Annotated in this window: 16 protein-coding genes; 9 read left to right on the plus strand and 7 right to left on the minus strand. The window is 72.8% G+C overall.

The annotated features are described in order from the left end of the window. The first annotated feature begins 30 nt into the window (after positions 1-30). Entirely contained in the window at positions 31-3,423 is a 3,393-nt protein-coding gene (locus I601_RS00950) for a pyruvate carboxylase (RefSeq protein WP_068105268.1), read from the plus strand. After that, positions 3,420-4,634, plus strand: a complete 1,215-nt coding sequence (locus tag I601_RS00955; protein WP_084526983.1) for a benzoate/H(+) symporter BenE family transporter — start codon at positions 3,420-3,422, stop codon at positions 4,632-4,634. The genes I601_RS00950 and I601_RS00955 overlap by 4 nt, the downstream gene beginning before the upstream one ends. On the opposite strand, the gene I601_RS00960 is transcribed toward I601_RS00955, so the two are convergent. Then, on the minus strand, positions 4,555-5,790 hold the full coding sequence (locus tag I601_RS00960) for a SpoIID/LytB domain-containing protein (protein ID WP_157519800.1): 1,236 nt from the start codon (positions 5,788-5,790) through the stop codon (positions 4,555-4,557). The genes I601_RS00955 and I601_RS00960 overlap by 80 nt on opposite strands. A gap of 129 nt (positions 5,791-5,919) precedes the next feature. Beyond that, on the minus strand, positions 5,920-7,443 hold the full coding sequence (locus I601_RS00965; RefSeq protein WP_068105271.1) for an LVIVD repeat-containing protein: 1,524 nt from the start codon (positions 7,441-7,443) through the stop codon (positions 5,920-5,922). A gap of 62 nt (positions 7,444-7,505) precedes the next feature. On the opposite strand from I601_RS00965, the gene I601_RS00970 reads away from it, so the two are divergent. Beyond that, positions 7,506-8,192, plus strand: coding sequence for a DUF305 domain-containing protein (locus I601_RS00970; protein WP_068105272.1), 687 nt, complete (start codon positions 7,506-7,508; stop codon positions 8,190-8,192). A gap of 11 nt (positions 8,193-8,203) precedes the next feature. On the opposite strand, the gene I601_RS00975 is transcribed toward I601_RS00970, so the two are convergent. Next, complete coding sequence (locus tag I601_RS00975) at positions 8,204-9,394, minus strand: SpoIID/LytB domain-containing protein (RefSeq protein ID WP_068105273.1); 1,191 nt, start codon at positions 9,392-9,394, stop codon at positions 8,204-8,206. Positions 9,395-9,542: 148 nt separating this feature from the next. On the opposite strand from I601_RS00975, the gene I601_RS00980 reads away from it, so the two are divergent. Continuing rightward, complete coding sequence (locus tag I601_RS00980) at positions 9,543-10,007, plus strand: GyrI-like domain-containing protein (protein WP_068105274.1); 465 nt, start codon at positions 9,543-9,545, stop codon at positions 10,005-10,007. Between the two features lie 5 nt (positions 10,008-10,012). Here I601_RS00980 and I601_RS00985 read toward each other — a convergent pair whose 3' ends face one another. Next, entirely contained in the window at positions 10,013-10,243 is a 231-nt protein-coding gene (locus tag I601_RS00985) for an ArsC/Spx/MgsR family protein (RefSeq protein WP_068114112.1), read from the minus strand. A gap of 67 nt (positions 10,244-10,310) precedes the next feature. On the opposite strand from I601_RS00985, the gene I601_RS00990 reads away from it, so the two are divergent. Beyond that, positions 10,311-10,958, plus strand: coding sequence for a hypothetical protein (locus tag I601_RS00990; RefSeq protein WP_068105276.1), 648 nt, complete (start codon positions 10,311-10,313; stop codon positions 10,956-10,958). A 3-nt stretch (positions 10,959-10,961) separates the two neighbouring features. Here the strand turns inward: I601_RS00990 and I601_RS00995 are convergent, their stop codons facing one another. The 3 genes from I601_RS00995 to I601_RS01005 form a co-directional block, all read right to left on the minus strand. After that, positions 10,962-12,317, minus strand: coding sequence for a DUF222 domain-containing protein (locus tag I601_RS00995; RefSeq protein WP_068105278.1), 1,356 nt, complete (start codon positions 12,315-12,317; stop codon positions 10,962-10,964). Positions 12,318-12,423: 106 nt separating this feature from the next. Further along, positions 12,424-13,191 carry an alpha/beta fold hydrolase gene (locus I601_RS01000; RefSeq protein WP_237089654.1) on the minus strand — a complete coding sequence of 256 codons (768 nt, stop codon included), beginning with the start codon at positions 13,189-13,191 and terminating at the stop codon, positions 12,424-12,426. Between the two features lie 11 nt (positions 13,192-13,202). Then, complete coding sequence (locus I601_RS01005; RefSeq protein ID WP_157519804.1) at positions 13,203-13,886, minus strand: DUF2238 domain-containing protein; 684 nt, start codon at positions 13,884-13,886, stop codon at positions 13,203-13,205. A gap of 103 nt (positions 13,887-13,989) precedes the next feature. Here I601_RS01005 and I601_RS01010 point away from each other — a divergent pair, with 103 nt between their 5' ends. From I601_RS01010 to I601_RS01025, 4 genes are all read left to right on the plus strand, one after another. Then, positions 13,990-15,633: an ABC-F family ATP-binding cassette domain-containing protein gene (locus I601_RS01010; protein WP_068105284.1), complete on the plus strand. Its 1,644-nt coding sequence runs from the start codon at positions 13,990-13,992 to the stop codon at positions 15,631-15,633. A gap of 15 nt (positions 15,634-15,648) precedes the next feature. Then, positions 15,649-15,948, plus strand: a complete 300-nt coding sequence (locus I601_RS01015) for a hypothetical protein (RefSeq protein ID WP_169834641.1) — start codon at positions 15,649-15,651, stop codon at positions 15,946-15,948. Between the two features lie 68 nt (positions 15,949-16,016). Further along, positions 16,017-16,475 carry a hypothetical protein gene (locus I601_RS01020; RefSeq protein ID WP_068105287.1) on the plus strand — a complete coding sequence of 153 codons (459 nt, stop codon included), beginning with the start codon at positions 16,017-16,019 and terminating at the stop codon, positions 16,473-16,475. A gap of 74 nt (positions 16,476-16,549) precedes the next feature. Continuing rightward, complete coding sequence (locus I601_RS01025) at positions 16,550-16,915, plus strand: hypothetical protein (RefSeq protein ID WP_068105288.1); 366 nt, start codon at positions 16,550-16,552, stop codon at positions 16,913-16,915. Positions 16,916-16,935 lie beyond the last annotated feature (20 nt).

Here is a 16,935-nt window from a genome sequence, read left to right on the forward strand (position 1 = left end):
CCGAGTTCCGGTCCTCGGTAGGTTGCGGGCATGTTCTCCAAGGTGCTGGTGGCCAATCGTGGCGAGATCGCGGTCCGCGCGTTCCGCGCCGCCTACGAGCTCGGGGCCCGCACGGTCGCCGTCTTCCCGTACGAGGACCGGTGGTCCGAGCACCGCCTCAAGGCCGACGAGGCCTACGAGATCGGCGAGCGCGGTCACCCGGTGCGCGCCTACCTCGACCCGGAGGCCATCGTCGACGTCGCGGTGCGGGCCGGGGCCGACGCGGTCTACCCCGGCTACGGCTTCCTGTCGGAGAACCCCGGACTGGCCGAGGCCTGCGCGGCCGCCGGCATCACCTTCATCGGGCCCACCAGCGAGGTCCTCGAGCTGACCGGCAACAAGGCCCGCGCCATCGCCGCGGCCAAGGCCGCCGGCGTACCGACGCTGGCCTCGGTGGAACCCTCTACCGACGTCGACGCCCTCGTGGAGGCGGCATCCGCGCTGCCCTACCCGCTCTTCGTGAAGGCCGTGGCCGGCGGCGGCGGGCGCGGCATGCGCCGCGTGGACGACCCGGCCAAGCTGCGCGAGGCCGTCGAGACATGCATGCGCGAGGGCGAGGGCGCGTTCGGCGACCCCACCGTCTTCATCGAGCAGGCCGTCGTCGAGCCCCGTCACATCGAGGTCCAGATCCTGGCCGACTCCCAGGGCGACGTGATCCACCTCTTCGAGCGCGACTGCTCCGTGCAGCGCCGGCACCAGAAGGTCATCGAGATCGCCCCCGCGCCGAACCTCGACCCGGAGCTGCGGGAGCGGATGTGCGCCGACGCGGTCCGCTTCGCCCGGGAGATCGGCTACCGCAACGCCGGCACCGTGGAGTTCCTGCTCGACCCGGCCGGCAACTACGTCTTCATCGAGATGAACCCCCGCATCCAGGTCGAGCACACGGTCACCGAGGAGGTCACCGACGTCGACCTCGTCCAGGCCCAGCTGCGCATCGCCTCCGGCGAGAGCCTCGCCGACCTCGGGCTGTCCCAGGACACCCTGGTGCTGCGCGGCGCTGCGCTGCAGTGCCGCATCACCACCGAGGACCCCGCCAACGGGTTCCGTCCCGACACCGGCCAGATCACCACCTACCGCTCCCCCGGCGGCGGCGGGGTCCGCCTCGACGGCGGCACCGTCTACACCGGCGCCGTGGTCTCGGCGCACTTCGACTCCATGCTGGCCAAGCTGACGTGCCGCGCCGCCACGTTCGACAAGGCCGTCGAGAAGGCGCGCCGCGCGGTCGCCGAGTTCCGCATCCGGGGCGTGGCCACCAACATCCCGTTCCTCCAGGCCGTGCTCGACGACCCCGACTTCGCCGCCGGCCGGGTCACCACCTCGTTCATCGAGACCCACCCGGAGCTGCTCTCGGCGCGCGGCTCGGGCGACCGCGGCACCAAGCTGCTGACCTACCTCGCCGAGGTGAGCGTCAACCAGCCGTACGGCCCCGCGCCGGTGAGCCTGGACCCGGCCAGCAAGCTCCCGCCGACCCCGCTCGACGTGCCGGCGCCCGACGGCAGCCGTCAGGAGCTGCTGCGCCTGGGCCCCGAGGGCTTCGCCCGCCGGCTGCGCGAGCAGCGCGAGGTCGCGGTCACCGACACCACCTTCCGCGACGCCCACCAGTCGCTGCTGGCGACCCGGGTGCGCACCCGGGACCTGCTCACCGCCGCGCCGCACGTCGCCCGGACCACCCCGGAGCTGTGGTCGCTGGAGTGCTGGGGCGGGGCGACGTACGACGTCTCCCTCCGCTTCCTGTCCGAGGACCCCTGGGAGCGGCTGGCCAGCCTGCGCCAGGCGGTGCCGAACGTGTGCCTGCAGATGCTGCTGCGCGGACGCAACACCGTGGGCTACACGCCGTACCCCACGAGCGTCACCGACGCCTTCGTCGCCGAGGCGGCCGCCACCGGCCTCGACGTGTTCCGGATCTTCGACGCCCTCAACGACGTCGAGCAGATGCGGCCGGCGATCGACGCGGTGCGGGCCACCGGGACCGCGGTCGCCGAGGTCGCGCTCTGCTACACCGGCGACCTCTCCGACCCCGGCGAGCAGCTCTACACCCTCGACTACTACCTGCGCCTGGCCGAGCGGATCGTCGACGCCGGGGCCCACGTGCTGGCGATCAAGGACATGGCCGGGCTGCTGCGCGCACCCGCCGCCCGCACCCTGGTCACCGCCCTGCGCGAGCGCTTCGACCTTCCCGTGCACCTGCACACCCACGACACCACGGGTGGCCAGCTGGCCACCCTCACCGCCGCCATCGAGGCCGGCGTCGACGCGGTCGACGCCGCGAGCGCGGCCCTGGCCGGCACCACGTCGCAGCCGTCGCTGTCGGCGCTGGTGGCCGCGACCGACCACTCCGATCGCCCGACCGGGCTGTCGCTCGCCGCGGTCAACGCGATGGAGCCCTACTGGGAGTCCACCCGGCGCGTCTACGCACCCTTCGAGTCGGGACTCAGCGCGCCGACCGGGCGGGTCTACCGCCACGAGATCCCCGGCGGTCAGCTCTCGAACCTGCGCCAGCAGGCCATCGCGCTCGGGCTCGGGGAGAAGTTCGAGCAGGTCGAGGACATGTACGCCGCGGCCAACGACATCCTCGGCAACGTGCCCAAGGTGACCCCCTCCTCGAAGGTCATCGGCGACCTGGCGCTCGCCCTGGTGGGCCTGGGCGCCGACCCCGAGGAGTTCGCCGCCGACCCCGGCTCCTACGACATCCCCGACTCGGTCATCGGGTTCCTCAACGGCGAGCTCGGTGACCCGCCAGGCGGCTGGCCCGAGCCGTTCCGCACCAAGGCGCTCGCCGGTCGCACGTGGACCCCGCCGACCGAGGAGCTCGACCCCGAGGCCGCCGAGAAGCTGGCGGGCTCGTCGGTGCAGCGCCGCCGCACGCTCAACGAGCTGCTCTTCCCCGGCCCCACCAAGAGCTTCCACGAGGCCGTGGAGACCTACGGCGACCTGTCGGTGCTCTCGACGCGCGACTACCTCTACGGGCTGCGGCAGGGTGAGGAGCACGAGGTCGAGCTCGACGAGGGCAAGACCCTCATCATGGGCGTGCAGTCGATCAGCGAGCCCGACGAGCGCGGCTACCGCACCGTGATGGCCCTGCTCAACGGCCAGATGCGCCCGGTCAGCGTGCGTGACACGTCGGTCGCCTCCGACGTCGTCGCGGCCGAGAAGGCCGACCCGTCGGTGCCCGGCCAGGTCGCGGCGCCCTTCCAGGGCGTGGTGACGATCGTGGTGGAGCAGGGCCAGCAGGTGGCGGCCGGCGAGACCGTGGCCACCATCGAGGCGATGAAGATGGAGGCCTCGATCACCGCACCGGTCGCCGGCACCGTCGAGCGGCTCGCGCTGCCCGGCACGCAGGCCGTCGAGGGCGGGGACCTGGTGGTCGTGCTGGCTGGCGCATGACCCAGGAGCACTCCCCCGTCGTCGCCGGCGTGGTGGCGGCGGTGGTGGGGTTCAGCAGCTCCTTCGTCGTGGTGCTCGCCGGGCTGGTGGCCGTCGGTGCGACGCCCGCCCAGGCCGCCTCCGGACTGCTCGCGCTGTGCGTCGCCCAGGCGCTGGGGATGGCCTGGCTCGCGGTGCGGCACCGCACCCCGCTGTCGCTGGCCTGGTCGACCCCGGGGGCCGCCCTGCTCGTCTCCACCGGCGCCGTCGCCGGCGGGTGGTCGGCCGCGGTGGGTGCGTTCCTGGCCACCGCGGTGCTCATCACGCTGACCGGGCTGGTGCCCGCCCTGGGTGACCTGGTCGCGCGCATCCCCGCCAGCCTGGCCCGCGCCATGCTCGCCGGGGTGCTGCTGCCGATCTGCCTCGAGCCGGTCCTGGGGGTGGCCGCCGCACCCCTGCTGGTCGGGCCGGTGGTCCTGGCCTGGCTGGTCGGCCAGCGGGTCGCCCCGCGCTGGGCGGTGCCCGCCTCGCTGGTGGTGGCCCTGGTGGTGGTGCTCGTGTCGACGGCCGGCGAGGTGGGGCTCGCGGACGCCGTGCCGACGCTGGCCTGGACGACGCCGTCGTGGAGCGTGCCCGCGCTCGTGGGCATCGCCCTGCCCCTGTACGTCGTCACGATGGCATCGCAGAACGTGCCGGGCGTCGCGGTGATGGCGAGCAACGGCTACCCGGTGCCGTGGCGCGAGACGATGGGCGTGACCGGGCTGGCCACCGCCCTGGTCGCGCCGTTCGGCGGGCACGCCGTCAACCTCGCGGCGATCACCGCCGCGATGATGGCCGGGCCCGACGCCGGCCCGGACCGGACGGCGCGCTGGCGCGCGGCGCTCTCGGCCTCGGTGACCTACCTGGTGCTCGCCGCCTGCGCCGCGGGGCTGACCGCACTGGTCACCGCCGCCCCCGACGGTGTCGTGCAGTCGGCTGCGGGCCTGGCGCTGCTCGGCACGCTGGCCACGTCGCTGGCCGACGCCCTGGCGGACCCCAGGGAGCGGGTCCCCGCCGTGACCTGCCTCGTGGTCGCGGCCAGCGGGGTCACCGTGCTGGGCATCGGTGCCGCGTTCTGGGCGCTGGTGGTGGGCCTGGTCGTGCGGGCGGTGCTCAGCCCTCCCGCACCCGGAACGTCACCCACGGCGACCTCAGCCCCAGCCCGAAGCGCAGGGCGTCACCGCTCACCGTGACCTGACCGCCGGTGCCCGACAGGCGCACCGAGCGGACGCGTCCGCCCCACTGGCCGTTGCCGTCGCGCTGGAGGACCTTGATCGAGCGCAGGTCGCCGACCCGGGGGAAGGCGCTCTCGATGCGCGCGTCGCCCAGGGTCACCGACCAGTCGTGGTGCGGGTTGCCCGCCCAGTCGTCGTACGGGTCCGCCCTGGCGGCCAGGTAGGGCCGCGAGCCCGCTGCGGTCCAGCCGCCGGAGCTGGAGGAGAACTGGGTGAACGCCGGCTGCCCGTCGGCGAGGCGGACCTGCTTGGCGGTGGCGGCCACGGCCGCGTCGGAGCCGGGGTGCTCGGCCCGCACCCCGCCGTAGACCTGGCAGGAGGTGGTGTCGCAGAGCTGGTAGTGCGCCGCGCGCGGCGAGCGGCGCTCGAAGACGGCGTAGCTGCGGGCGGCGACCGCCTGGGCACGGACAGCGGCCTGGCTCCACGAGGCGGGGATCTCGAGGGGCACCACACCGCGCAGGTAGTCGTCGAGGCGGACCTTGTTCACGGTGTCGCGGGCCGCGCTGCCGCGGCTCGGCGGCAGGGCGCGGAGCCGGCCCCGGTAGGCGCGGTCCCCGGAGGGGGTCACCAGGGTGACGGGCGCGTTGCCGGCGCTCAGCTCGCCATGGCCACGCAGGTCACGGAGCTTGGTCCACGCACCCGACCCGCCGGAGGCGGTGCGCCAGGAGACCCGGGTGCGGTCGCGGTGGTTCTGCTTGACCCGCCACAGGGCCGGGGTGCGCCCGCCGATGCGGCCGGGCAGCCGGGTGGTGCGTCCGGTGCCGAGGTCCCGCACCCGCAGCCCCTTGCGGGCGCGCACGACCAGGTCGTCGGTGGTGTCGGCCGAGATCAGCACGCTCACCCGTCCGCCCCGGCGCCCGGCGGTGGTGCCGGGGTAGTAGAACTTGAGGATCTGCGCCGCGGTCCGGCCCTGCCGGGCCGCACCCTCGGCACCGTGCTGGGACATGCCGTGCCCGTGCCCGTAGCCGTGGCCGCGCACGGTGATGCTCGCCTTCGCGGGCACCTTCCAGGAGTCCTCTGCCGCGTCGGCCGACCCGGATCCCGAGCCCCAGACCGCACCGCCCACGACCACGGCGAGCAGCGCCGATCGGAGGCGTGGTGGACGAGACGGCATGCGGGGGCTCCTGACGAGCGTGGGGGCTCCTGAGGAGCCTGGGGGCGGGCGTGATCACACCAGCACCTATCGCACCACGCGTCACAGTGGACCGCAACGGCCCCCCGTGAACTACAGTCCTGTAGTTCCTCAGCCCCGGTAGGAGGGCTGCGACTGGGCGTTGAACGTCCCCATCCGGACCTTCTTCGCGGCGTTCACCCGGGCGTCGTCGATCGCGAACACCTCGAGCCCCCGGGTGATGTCGCTGGAGTAGATGTGACCGTTGTACCAGTAGACCGACCACGCGCCGCCGAGCTCCGGGCTGGTCGCGGAGATGGGACCGCGGTCGAACCAGGCGATCTCCTCGGGGTCCGTGGAGTCGGTGAAGTCGAAGACCGAGAAGCCGCCCTGGTACCAGGCCTGGACCATGATGTCCTTGCCCCTGACCGGGATGAGCGAGCCGTTGTGGGCCACGCAGTTCTCGGTCATCGTCTGGACGCGGGGGATCTTGTAGTAGCTCTTGAACTCCAGCGAGCCGCCCTCGATGTCGTAGATGCCGTCCGCGCCCCGCGTGGTGCCGAGCGCCGGGTTGCAGGTGGGCAGCGACCCGCCGCCGAGCTCGTCGGTGAAGAGCACCTTGGTGCCGGAGTTGTTGAAGGTCGCGGAGTGCCAGAAGGCGAAGTTGACGTCGTCCGTGACCCGCTCGACGACCTTCGGCCGTGCACGCTTGCTGATGTCGAGCAGGATGCCGTCACCCATGCAGGCGCCGGCGGCGAGGTCCTTGGCGGGGTAGGCCGTGATGTCGTGGCAGCCGCTGGTCTTGCTGGAGGTCAGCAGCGGGACCGGACCACCCGGGTTGCCGCCGTCGGGGAACAGCACCGGGGTGCTCGCGAGCCTGGCCCGCGCGGGCTTGCGCACCGGCACCTTGACCACGGAGATGAAGTCGTGGGGCGGCTGGCAGTCGGGGAAGTCCGCGCTCGGGGAGTAGGAGGAGACGTAGACGAAGACCTGCTTGCCGTTGCGGGTCGGTGCGAGCGTGTTGGTGTGGGAGCCGCACGCGGTCTCCACCGACGCGACGTAGCGCGGCTTGGCGGGCCGGGAGATGTCGAAGATCCGCAGGCCCTCCCACGAGGACTTCTCCGTGGCTGGTTGCGCGGTGCTGGCGCACGAGTCGTCGCTGCGGCTGGAGTCGACGCTGAGCACGAGCACGTTCTCGTGGATGGAGATGTCGCCCTGTCCACCGGGGCACACCACCTGGGCCACCCGCCGGGGCTGGGCGGGCTTCTTGATGTCGAAGACCTGGAAGCCGTTGTAGTTGCCGTCATAGAGGTAGCGGCCCTGGAAGGCCATGTCGGTGCCGTAGGCGCCCTCCTCGGCGAACGCCCCGGCGAGCGGCACGTGCGCGACCAGCTCGATGTTGTCGGACTTGTCGATGTCGTCCTCGCTGAGACCCGGTGCCGCAGCGCCGCCGGCCGGGAGCGAGCCCGGCAGGTCGCAGCCGAGCGCGAAGTTGTCACCCGCCGCGAGCAGCGCGGCGTACTGCTCGGGGGTGCAGGCGCCCGCACCGGGGTCGGCGGTGGCCGAGCTGTTCAGCGCGGCGAGGCCGACGCCCGTCACGAGCACGGCGCCGAGGCCGACGAAGGAGAGACTGGTCCGGAGCGGGAGTCGGCGCATGCTGCTGCAACCGCAGGGCGCCCGAGAAGTTACGGCCCGGAGCGTGGTCTGATGAGACTGACATGCGACGACCTCCCAGCACCGTGAGCCGACTCGTCGGCCGCGCCACGGCCCTGGTCGTGCTCGTCGGCCTGTCCGGGTGCAGCGGGCAGACGCAGCGCGAGGCCGAGCCGCTGCCCGACCCCGGGGTCACCCAGGTGCAGCCCGGCGCGCCCGGCGAGCCTGCCCGGGAGCTGGCCGCCGACGCCCGGGTGGGCACCCCGGGCTGGAACCACGACGACCTGGCCTTCGTGCAGATGATGGTGCCCCACCACCAGCAGGCGCTGGAGATGGCGGCTCTCGCGCAGACGCGCGCGTCCTCCCCCGACGTCCTGGGCCTGGCCCGTCGCATCGAGGCCGCCCAGGGACCGGAGATCGTGCTGATGGCCGGCTGGCTCGCCGAGCAGGGCGTCGACGTCCCGGCCCCCGGGGACGCCCCGAGCGCCTGGGACCACGCCGCGCACGGTCACACCGGCATGGCCGGGGTGCTGACCCCCGAGCAGATGACGGAGCTGGCCGCCGCGGACGGCGAGGACTTCGACCGGCTCTTCCTCGAGGGCATGATCGCCCACCACGAGGGCGCGGTGGAGATGGCGCTCGACGTGCTCTCGGCCGGACGGGACCAGCGGGTGCTCGAGCTCGCCGACGACGTCAGCGCGGGCCAGTCGGCCGAGATCGTCCGGCTGCAGCGGGTGCTGGCGGGCCTGTAGGCCCACAGCCCTCAGCCGGCGGGTCGGAACCAGTCCGAGCGCAGCCCGAACCAGCGGCGCACGTCGTCTCCGGAGAGGGAGCGGGTGGCACCGGTGAAGCGGACCTCCACACGCTCGACCCGACCGCCCCAGGCGCCGTTGCCGTCGCGTTGCACGACCGAGAAGGACACGAAGTCACCCGAGCCGGGCCAGGCGGCCTCGAGGTCGGCGGCGGTGATCGTCGCCCTCCAGGCCAGGTAGGGGTTGCCGGGCGCGGAGTCCCAGGGGTCCTCGACGGCCCGCAGGTAGTCGAACGAGCCGGCCCGGGTCCAGCCGCCGTTGCTGGCCGAGAACTGGGTGAAGGCGGGGGCGCCCTGGTGGGTCAGCACCACCCCTGCGGTCGCCTCGATCGCCGCGTCGGAGGCCGCGTGCTCGGAGTCGACGCCGCCGTACACCTGGCAGTGCGAGGTGTCGCAGAGCTCGTAGTGCCGGGTCGCGGGCGCGTGGTCGCGCTCGTACGCCGCGTAGGTGCGCGCCGCGACGGACTGCGCCCGCACCGCCTCGACCGGCCACAGCGCCGGGACCTCGCGCGGCACCACACCGCGCAGGTAGTCCTCGAAGGAGACGACGTTGACGGTGTCGCGCTCACGCCCCTGCCCCGTCGACGCCGAGCGCAGCGCGCCCCGGTAGGTCGCGCGGCCGGTGGGGGTGATCAGGATCAGCGGCTCGCGCGCCACGAGCTCGGCGTCGCCGTCGGGCTTCAGCACGCTGCGCCAGCGACCGTCCACCTTGGCCTGCAGGTGGCTGCGCCCCTTCGTGGCCGAGGTGAGACGCCAGGCGCGGGCCTCGGGCGCGCGGCGCGAGACGTTCCAGGTGCGCCCCTCCCCCAGGCTGCGCAGCCGCAGCCGGCGGGCCGGGAGGATCTTGACGTCGTTGCTGGTGTCGGCGCTGATGAGCACCTCGACGTCGCCCTCGACCCGGCCGCGCTGGGTGCCGGGGTAGTAGAAGTCGAGGATCTCGGTGTGGCTGCGGCCCTGCTGCGCGGCCGCGCGGGCGCCGTACTGCGACAGGCCCTTCCCGTGCCCGAACCCGCGTCCCTCGAGGACCACGTCACCGGCGCGCTCCGCCCGGTCCGGTGGCTCGGCCTGGGCAGCGGCTGCGACGAGCGGGGACGAGAGCACGGCGGCGAGCAGGAGCGCGAGCGCAGCGGGACGACGGGGCATGGTGGACCTTCCGAGACGGGGGCGGGGCGCGCGCGGTCGCACGCCTGCCCTGGGTGCGACGCGCACATCGAGGCAAAGGTTGTCACCCCGGGGCGCCCGGGACCTACGACTCTGGTCGATCGGTGCGGACGACCAGCAGGCTCGGAGCATGCCGATGCACCCGCCCGAGCTCGTCGAGATCGACCCGCAGCACGCGATCACGGTGCGGGGGGACGTGCCGCCCGACGACCTGGCCGCCTTCTTCGGACCCGCTCTGAGCACCGCGGCCGCGGCGGCCGCGACCGCCGGCGTCGAGCTCGCCGGTCCGCCGTTCGGCTACTACGCCGAGATGTCCGCCGAGACCGTGGTGGTGGAGGCGGGGTTCCCGGTGGCGGAGGCGGTCGCGGACCTGGGCGACGCGCACCCGCTCGTGCTGCCCGGGGGCCGGGCGGTGCAGACCGTCCACGAGGGCTCCTACGACACGCTGCAGCAGACGTACGCTGCTCTCGAGGCGTGGATGGCGGAGCGGGGGCTGCACCCGGCGAGCGGCCCGTGGGAGGTCTACCTCACCGATCCCGGGACCGAGCCCGACCCCGGCAGGTGGCAGACCCGGGTCGTCTGGCCGGTCGGCTGAACCACTCAGCCGGGCAGCACCCGCGCCAGCGACTCGGGGTCGCGGCCCACCACGGTGGTGCCGTCGTCGGCGGTGATGATCGGGCGCTGGATCAGCCGGGGGTGGGCGGCCAGCGCGTCGAGCCACTGCCCTCGCGCCTCGGTGGTGCGCGGCAGGTCCGCGACCACGCCGGCCTCGTCGAGGGCGGCCGTCGCGGTGCGGCACTTCGAGCAGGCGGGGTTGATCCAGATCTCCACGTCCCCATCCCACCAGGTCCGCGGGTCGGTGGTGTGCACCGGGCGGAGATCGGGTAAAGAGGGGGGCATGAAGACACCCTGGGGAGCACGACGCGAACGCCGCGAGCAGGAGCTGCAGGCGGCCGAGGCGTTCCGATCGGCGCGCAGGCTGGCCCGCGAGGACGTCACTGTCCTCGGCGAGCAGGTCGCCGAGCTGGAGGTCGACCTCGAGGGCTCGCAGAGCCACGAGTCCCGCGACTTCCACCAGCAGGCGCTCGACGCCTACGCCGAGGCGGGCGCCGCACTCGAGGCCGCGACCACGCTCGAGCAGGTGGGTGCGATGGAGGAGGTCCTCGACCGGGGCCGGTACGCCCGGGCCGCGGTGCTGGCCCTGCGAGCCGGCGAACCGCTGCCGGAGCGCCGTGGTCCGTGCTTCTTCAACCCCCAGCACGGTCCTGCGGTGACGACCCTGGCCTGGACGCCGCCGCACGGCACCGAGCGCCAGGTCGAGGTCTGCCGCAACGACGCCCTGCGGCTCGGCGAGGGCGCGGAGCCGGAGGTCCGGATGGTGCGCGTCGGCGACCGCTACGTGCCCTGGTACGCCGCCAACGACGCGGCCATCCACTCGTGGAGCTCGGTGGCGAACGCCTCCACGTCAGGTTGGTTGACCAGCGTCGCCAAGGCGGAGGCGGGGACCCGGGCCGGGGTGTCACAGGCCGGGATCGGTCGCATGTAGGGGTCAGGCGGCTCGGTCGATGCGGCGGGTGCCGGTGTGGTCGACGAGGTAGAGCGCGCCGTGGGGGTCGCGCCAGATGAAGACGCCGGGGAAGGGCTGCTTGAGGCGCCACCGGGTGAAGGTCTTGATGCGGTGGTGGGTGGTGGTCATCGGCCCGTAGTTCCCGACCTCGCTGAGGCCACCGTCGCCGTCGGATGCGTAGGGCACGGTGTGGTCGACCTGCATCGTGTCGCTGGTGCAGGAGGAGAAGGGGAAGACGTCGGCCGGCGAGATCAGTCGCACGGCCCGTCGATGTCGTTGCGGGATCTCGTAGGCATCGACCGGCACCTGGCCCAGCGGGTCGAGGACCGGGCGGATCGTGAACTTGGCGTGCGGACCCAGGACCTCTCGGACCCACTCGCGGGTCACCGGGCCGTGGCCCTCGACCCGCGCGATCGAGGGCAGGGCGCCCCCGCTGGTCTCAGTGTCGATGTCGTGGCCGTCGAGGTGGATGACCAGCTCGGCGCGTGGCGCGAGATCGGTCAGGTCGAGGGTGTCGGGGGCGGCGTCGGGGTTGGCCAGCATCAGGACCGCCAGGACCCGACGCTCGTCGGCGCTCACGACGGTCGGCACGGCGTCGGGCTGCTCCTCGCCCACGGGCTGGTGCAGCGTGTCGGCGGCATGCGGGTCATCCGGGAGCTGCTCGCGCAGCCGCTCGGCCAGCGCACCGATCGCGGTGTCGAGCTGCGCGATGACCGGGATCGGGGCGCGGATCAGGAACGAGGCCATCCCGTGCTCGGGTGTGCCGATGATCTTCGCGAACGTCGCCCGACGGGCACGTTCCTCCTTCTCCCGGGCCAGCTGGGGGGCCGCGGCAGCGACCTTCCCGACGACCAGGGCCTCGAACCGGGTCCACGGGATGCGCCCGTCGGCCGATTCGGCGACCTCGGCATCGACCCACTCGGCCTCCAGCGCGGTCAGCTCCCGGGTCTTCGTGACCACGAACCGGGCGTAGGAGGCGCGCACCTCCCCCGCCGCCACCCGCCCCCACAGGACCGGATGGCGGTGGTGCAGGTCCTGGGCATCAGCGATCAACGCTGCGGCGGCGAAGGTCGTGCGTCCGATCCGGGCACCGAACTCGGCAGCGGCGAACTCGCTGACCGGCCGGGTGCCCTCGCCGCCGTACTGACGGGCCTTCTCCCGACCCGGCAGCACCGCCACCTCGGGGTTCAGCCTGCGGTCGGGGTCGTGCAGCACCGCCCACCGGTACGCCGCCCGCAACAGCCCGACCTCGCCCTGCTGCACCGCACGCGCATAGGCAGTGGCGGTGTCGAGGACAGCGTCCTCCGACATCTCCTCCACCACCGCGTTCCCGGCCATGAACCCACTCAAGCACTGACCACCGACAGTGATGAGGGAGCCGTCACCAGCCTGTGCAACCCCAGCCGCGGCGACCCCGCCCGCCACGACGGCACCGCGACCGTCCTCAATCGGTGTTGTCGAGGATCAGTCGGGTCGCTTCGTGCGGTGCATCCCACTGTGGGAAGTGACCGCACCGCTCGAACCAGTGCAGCATCGCGTCGGGGAACAGCTCCTGCGCACGTGCTGCCTGGCGCGGCACGGTCACCAGGTCACGACGACCCCACCCGATCGTGACCCGGCCGGGCACTGAGCCCGCCGCGGCCCCTTGTTGCTTGGGCCCCTTGATCAGGGCGTCCAGGGCCGGGCCGGTCGCTGGGGAGTCGGCCAGTCCCCGCACGTCCGGCAGCACGGTCTCGCGCGAGAGCGCCCAGGGCCGGGCCGACAGCTGCGCCAACAGCAGAGTCCTCCCGACAGGATTGCCGAGCAGTGCTGGCAGCATGCCTCGCAGCGCTCGGACCGCAACGATCGACGGCCGCAGCGTCGCGCCGAAGACGACGCGCTCCCGGTCACTCCAGAAGCCACCCGGGTCCAGCGCCACAGCGTCGCCGCCGACGCCCCGCCGCGCGAGCTCGAGCACCATCCGGCCGCCCATCGACTGGCCGGCGGTCGAGACGCCGTCCAAACCCTGTTCGCGGATGAAGTCTGCGACGGAGTCCGTCAGGGTGGCGATCGAGACCTCGCCGGTCAACGGCGGCGTCTCGCCGAAACCCGGCAGGTCGACGGCGACCACCTCGCGGCTCTCTGCCAGCTCGTCGATGATCGGGGACCAGGATCGCCACCCAGCACCCAGCCCGTGCACGAGCAGCAGGGGCTTGCCAGTCCCGCGGCGCACATGGTTCAACGTCATGCCTGCGACGCTATCTCGCGCGGATCTCGACCTATCTCGCCCGCGGAGGCGACGTACGGCTCCAGCTGAGGCGCAGCCGAGACCAGCAGACCCCGTCGCCAGAGCCCGTGCACGACGACTCCGGCGATCACCGCGCCCAGCGAGCCGAGGGCGAGGTCACCGAGCGTGTCGGCGTAGGCGTGGCGCCTCTCGGAGGACTTGCTGATGAACGCGAAGTACTCCGCGATCTCCCAGCCGACGGCAGCGGTGACACCGAAGGCCAGGGACCTCTCCAGGACCGCTGCGAAGGTCGACCTGTGCCGCATCGTCAGCACGAGGACGGCCGCGGTGAGCAGCCCGGTGTTCATGAGGTGCATCAGGTCGTCGAACCAGACCACCGAGTCGTAGAGATCCAGCCTGTTGCCCAGGGTGTCGGTGAAGCACGTGGAGGTGATCATCAGATCGGCCACCCACGGGAACGATGCTCGCTCGCGCCAGAACACCCACCACACGACCGGCACGGTGAACGCGAGCACCGGGTAGGCGATCGCTCGCAGACCCGCGGCCTTGTCCTCGACGTTGCCCAGGTCGGGGAAGAGCAGGGACACGACGAGGAGCATCACGAGACCCGCCTTCGCGGTCACGTCGAGACCCGCCACCAACGGCGGGGTCGCATGGCGCAGGTCGTCGCTCCCAGTCATCCGGCGCAACGGTATGCCACCCCGGCGTCACGACCGACCACGGTTCGGCCAGTCGCTCGCGGCGACTTGGTCGTCCGGGCCTCGGTGGGCCTACGCTCCAGCGGTGACTGCCACGCTCGTTGCGAAGGACCTGTCCGGTGGTCATGGCCATCGGGTGCTGTTCGAGGGGCTAGATCTCACGGTCGCCCCGGGCGATGTGGTCGGGGTGGTCGGCGCCAACGGCGCCGGCAAGTCGACCCTTCTCGCCCTGCTCGCCGGCGCCTCGTCACCCTTCTCCGGCACCGTGGCGTGCGCGCCCAGCGACGCCTTCGTGGGCTGGCTGCCGCAGGAGCACGAGCGGGTGCCGGGCGAGAGCATCGCCCACTACCTGGCCCGCCGCACGGGCGCCGCCGAAGCGACCGCCGCGATGGAGGCCACCGCGGAGGCGCTCGGCTCCGGGCAGCCCGGCGCCGACGACGCGTACGCCGTCGCGTTCGACCGGTGGCTCGGCAGCGGCGCCCCGGACCTCGAGGACCGGATCGCGCCGGTGCTCGCCGAGGTCGGTCTGCAGCTGGACCCGGCCACGCCGATGACCGCGCTCTCGGGCGGACAGGCGGCCCGCGTCGCGCTGGCTGCGCTCAAGCTCAGCCGCTTCGACGTCGTGCTGCTCGACGAGCCGACGAACGACCTCGACCTCGACGGCCTGGCCCAGCTCGAGAGCTTCGTGCAGGGACTGCGCGGGGGTGTCGTGCTGGTCTCCCACGACCGCGAGTTCCTGGCCCGGTGCGTGACCCGGATCGTCGAGCTCGACCTGGCCCAGGGCCAGGTCACGGTCTACGACGGCGGCTACGACGCCTTCCTCGAGGAGCGGGCCGTCAACCGGCGCCACGCGCGGGAGGCCTACGAGCAGTACGCCGACACCCGCTCCGACCTGGTCTCGCGGGCGCGCACCCAGCGCGAGTGGAGCTCGCAGGGTGTGCGCAACGCGATGAAGAAGAACCCCGACAACGACAAGATGCGCCGCAAGGCGTCGACGGAGTCGTCGGAGAAGCAGGCCCAGAAGGTGCGCCAGATGGAGTCGCGGATCGCCCGGCTCGACGAGGTCGAGGAGCCGCGCAAGGAGTGGACGCTGCAGTTCGACATCGCCGCAGCACCGCGGTCGAGCTCGGTGGTCGCCACCCTGAACGCGGTGACCAAGCGGCACGGGGACTTCGAGCTCGGCCCGGTGTCGGTGCAGGTCAGCGCCGGTGACCGGATCGGTATCACCGGCCCCAACGGGGCCGGCAAGACCACGCTGCTGCACCTGCTGCTGGGCCGCACGACCCCGGACTCGGGCACCGCGTCGCTGGGGGCCTCGGTCGCGGTCGGCGTCATCGACCAGGCGCGGACCGGGCTCGACGACGACCTGCCGCTGGGCACCGCCTTCGAGGGCGTCGTACCGGAGATGACGCAGGCCGAGGTGCGCACGCTGCTGGCGAAGTTCGGGTTGAAGGCCGACCAGGTCGCCAGCCACGTCGGCCGCCTCTCCCCCGGCGAGCGCACCCGCGCGGCCATGGCGCTGCTGCAGGCCCGGGGCGTGAACCTGCTCGTGCTCGACGAGCCCACCAACCACCTGGACCTGCCGGCGATCGAGGAGCTCGAGCAGGCGCTGGACTCCTACGACGGCGCGCTGCTCCTGGTCTCGCACGACCGCCGGCTGCTCGCCGGCGTACGCCTCGACCAGCGCTGGCACGTCGACGCGGGACAGGTCGTCCTCGGAGTCAGCTAGTTCTCAGGAGTGATGATGGATCTCGTCTTCTTCTCGTTCATCCGCCTGGAGGAGGGCTCGGCGGAGGACCACCGTGCCTACAACCGGTGGCACCAGCTCGACCACCGCCCGGAGAACCTGGCGCTGCCGGGTGTGGCGTGGGGGGACCGCCCCGTCCCCATCGATCCGCTCCGGCGCTTACAGGTCGCCACCGACCTCGCCGTACCCGGCCGCGTCGCGGGCATCGTCGACCGCGTTGGTCTCACACCACCGCACCGCCACCCGCAGCACCCGCCGCGCCGCTGCCCGCTCCAGGGCGGGCCCACGAGCCGCTGACCAGCAGAAGCCCGAGCCAGCGACGTGCGGGGCCAGGCCGACCATCCGCAGAGAACGACGCGGGTGTCATGCGCAGCGCCCCCGGGTCGGTCAGGGCGGCCGCGGCCGCCATCCTCACGACGGTCCTTCTGGTGCTGGTGCCGTCCACGGCCGCCGTTGCTGCCGACGGTACCGCCAGATCTGAGTCACCAGATGGCAAGGCGTTCGCCACGGCTGACCTCACCTTCAGCAAGTACAGCGCCGTCTGGAAGCCCGTCCGAGTGAACGATCGAGACTGCCACGACAACAGGGGCGCGTTCGTGACGTTCAAAGTTCGCTATCAGGGCAAGACTCACGGCAAGTCGCTGGGCAGCCGTGGCTACAAGAAGCCCTGCGGCGGCGACCAGATGCAGACGCAGAAGTCGACGTACGGCGACATGAAGATCGGTGCGGCCGGGGTCAAGGTCTGCTCAGTGTCGTTCGCGAAGGACACCAAGCCCATCTGCGCGCCCACCGTCTGGGTCGACAACCCCACCGTCGTCGGCTGACGCCACGAGTCGCACCGCGCAGGTGCTCCGGTGCCGAGCCCGCGCGCCTGAGGCACTGACTACCGTGGGGGGCGATGATCACCCGCCGCGACGCTGCCCAACGCTTGGACATCCCCCTGCAGATGGCCACCCGACACGGCGTGCCCACGACGCTCACCGAAGCCCAGCTGCGTGAGATCGAGGACAGCCCGCCACCGTGGCTGGTCCAGTCCCGTGCCAACCGGACCGGCCAGAAGCCGGTGTGGGTCGATCTGGTCTGCACTGTCTGCGGGTTCGCCGAGAAGGCCCGGCCGAAGAAGTGGTGGCCGACGTTCACCTTCGTCAGCTGCGCCCTCCACCAGCCCTCCGATCTGCCGCGTCCGCTCCGCGGCGACCGTCGTGAGGAGATCCCTGGTATCGGCAGCCGGTTCGTAGGCTGGGTCGACACCCCACTGGACTGAGCCCCCCTCGGTCTGTGCGG

The sequence above is a fragment of the Nocardioides dokdonensis FR1436 genome (genome assembly GCF_001653335.1).
Lineage (GTDB): Bacteria > Actinomycetota > Actinomycetes > Propionibacteriales > Nocardioidaceae > Nocardioides > Nocardioides dokdonensis.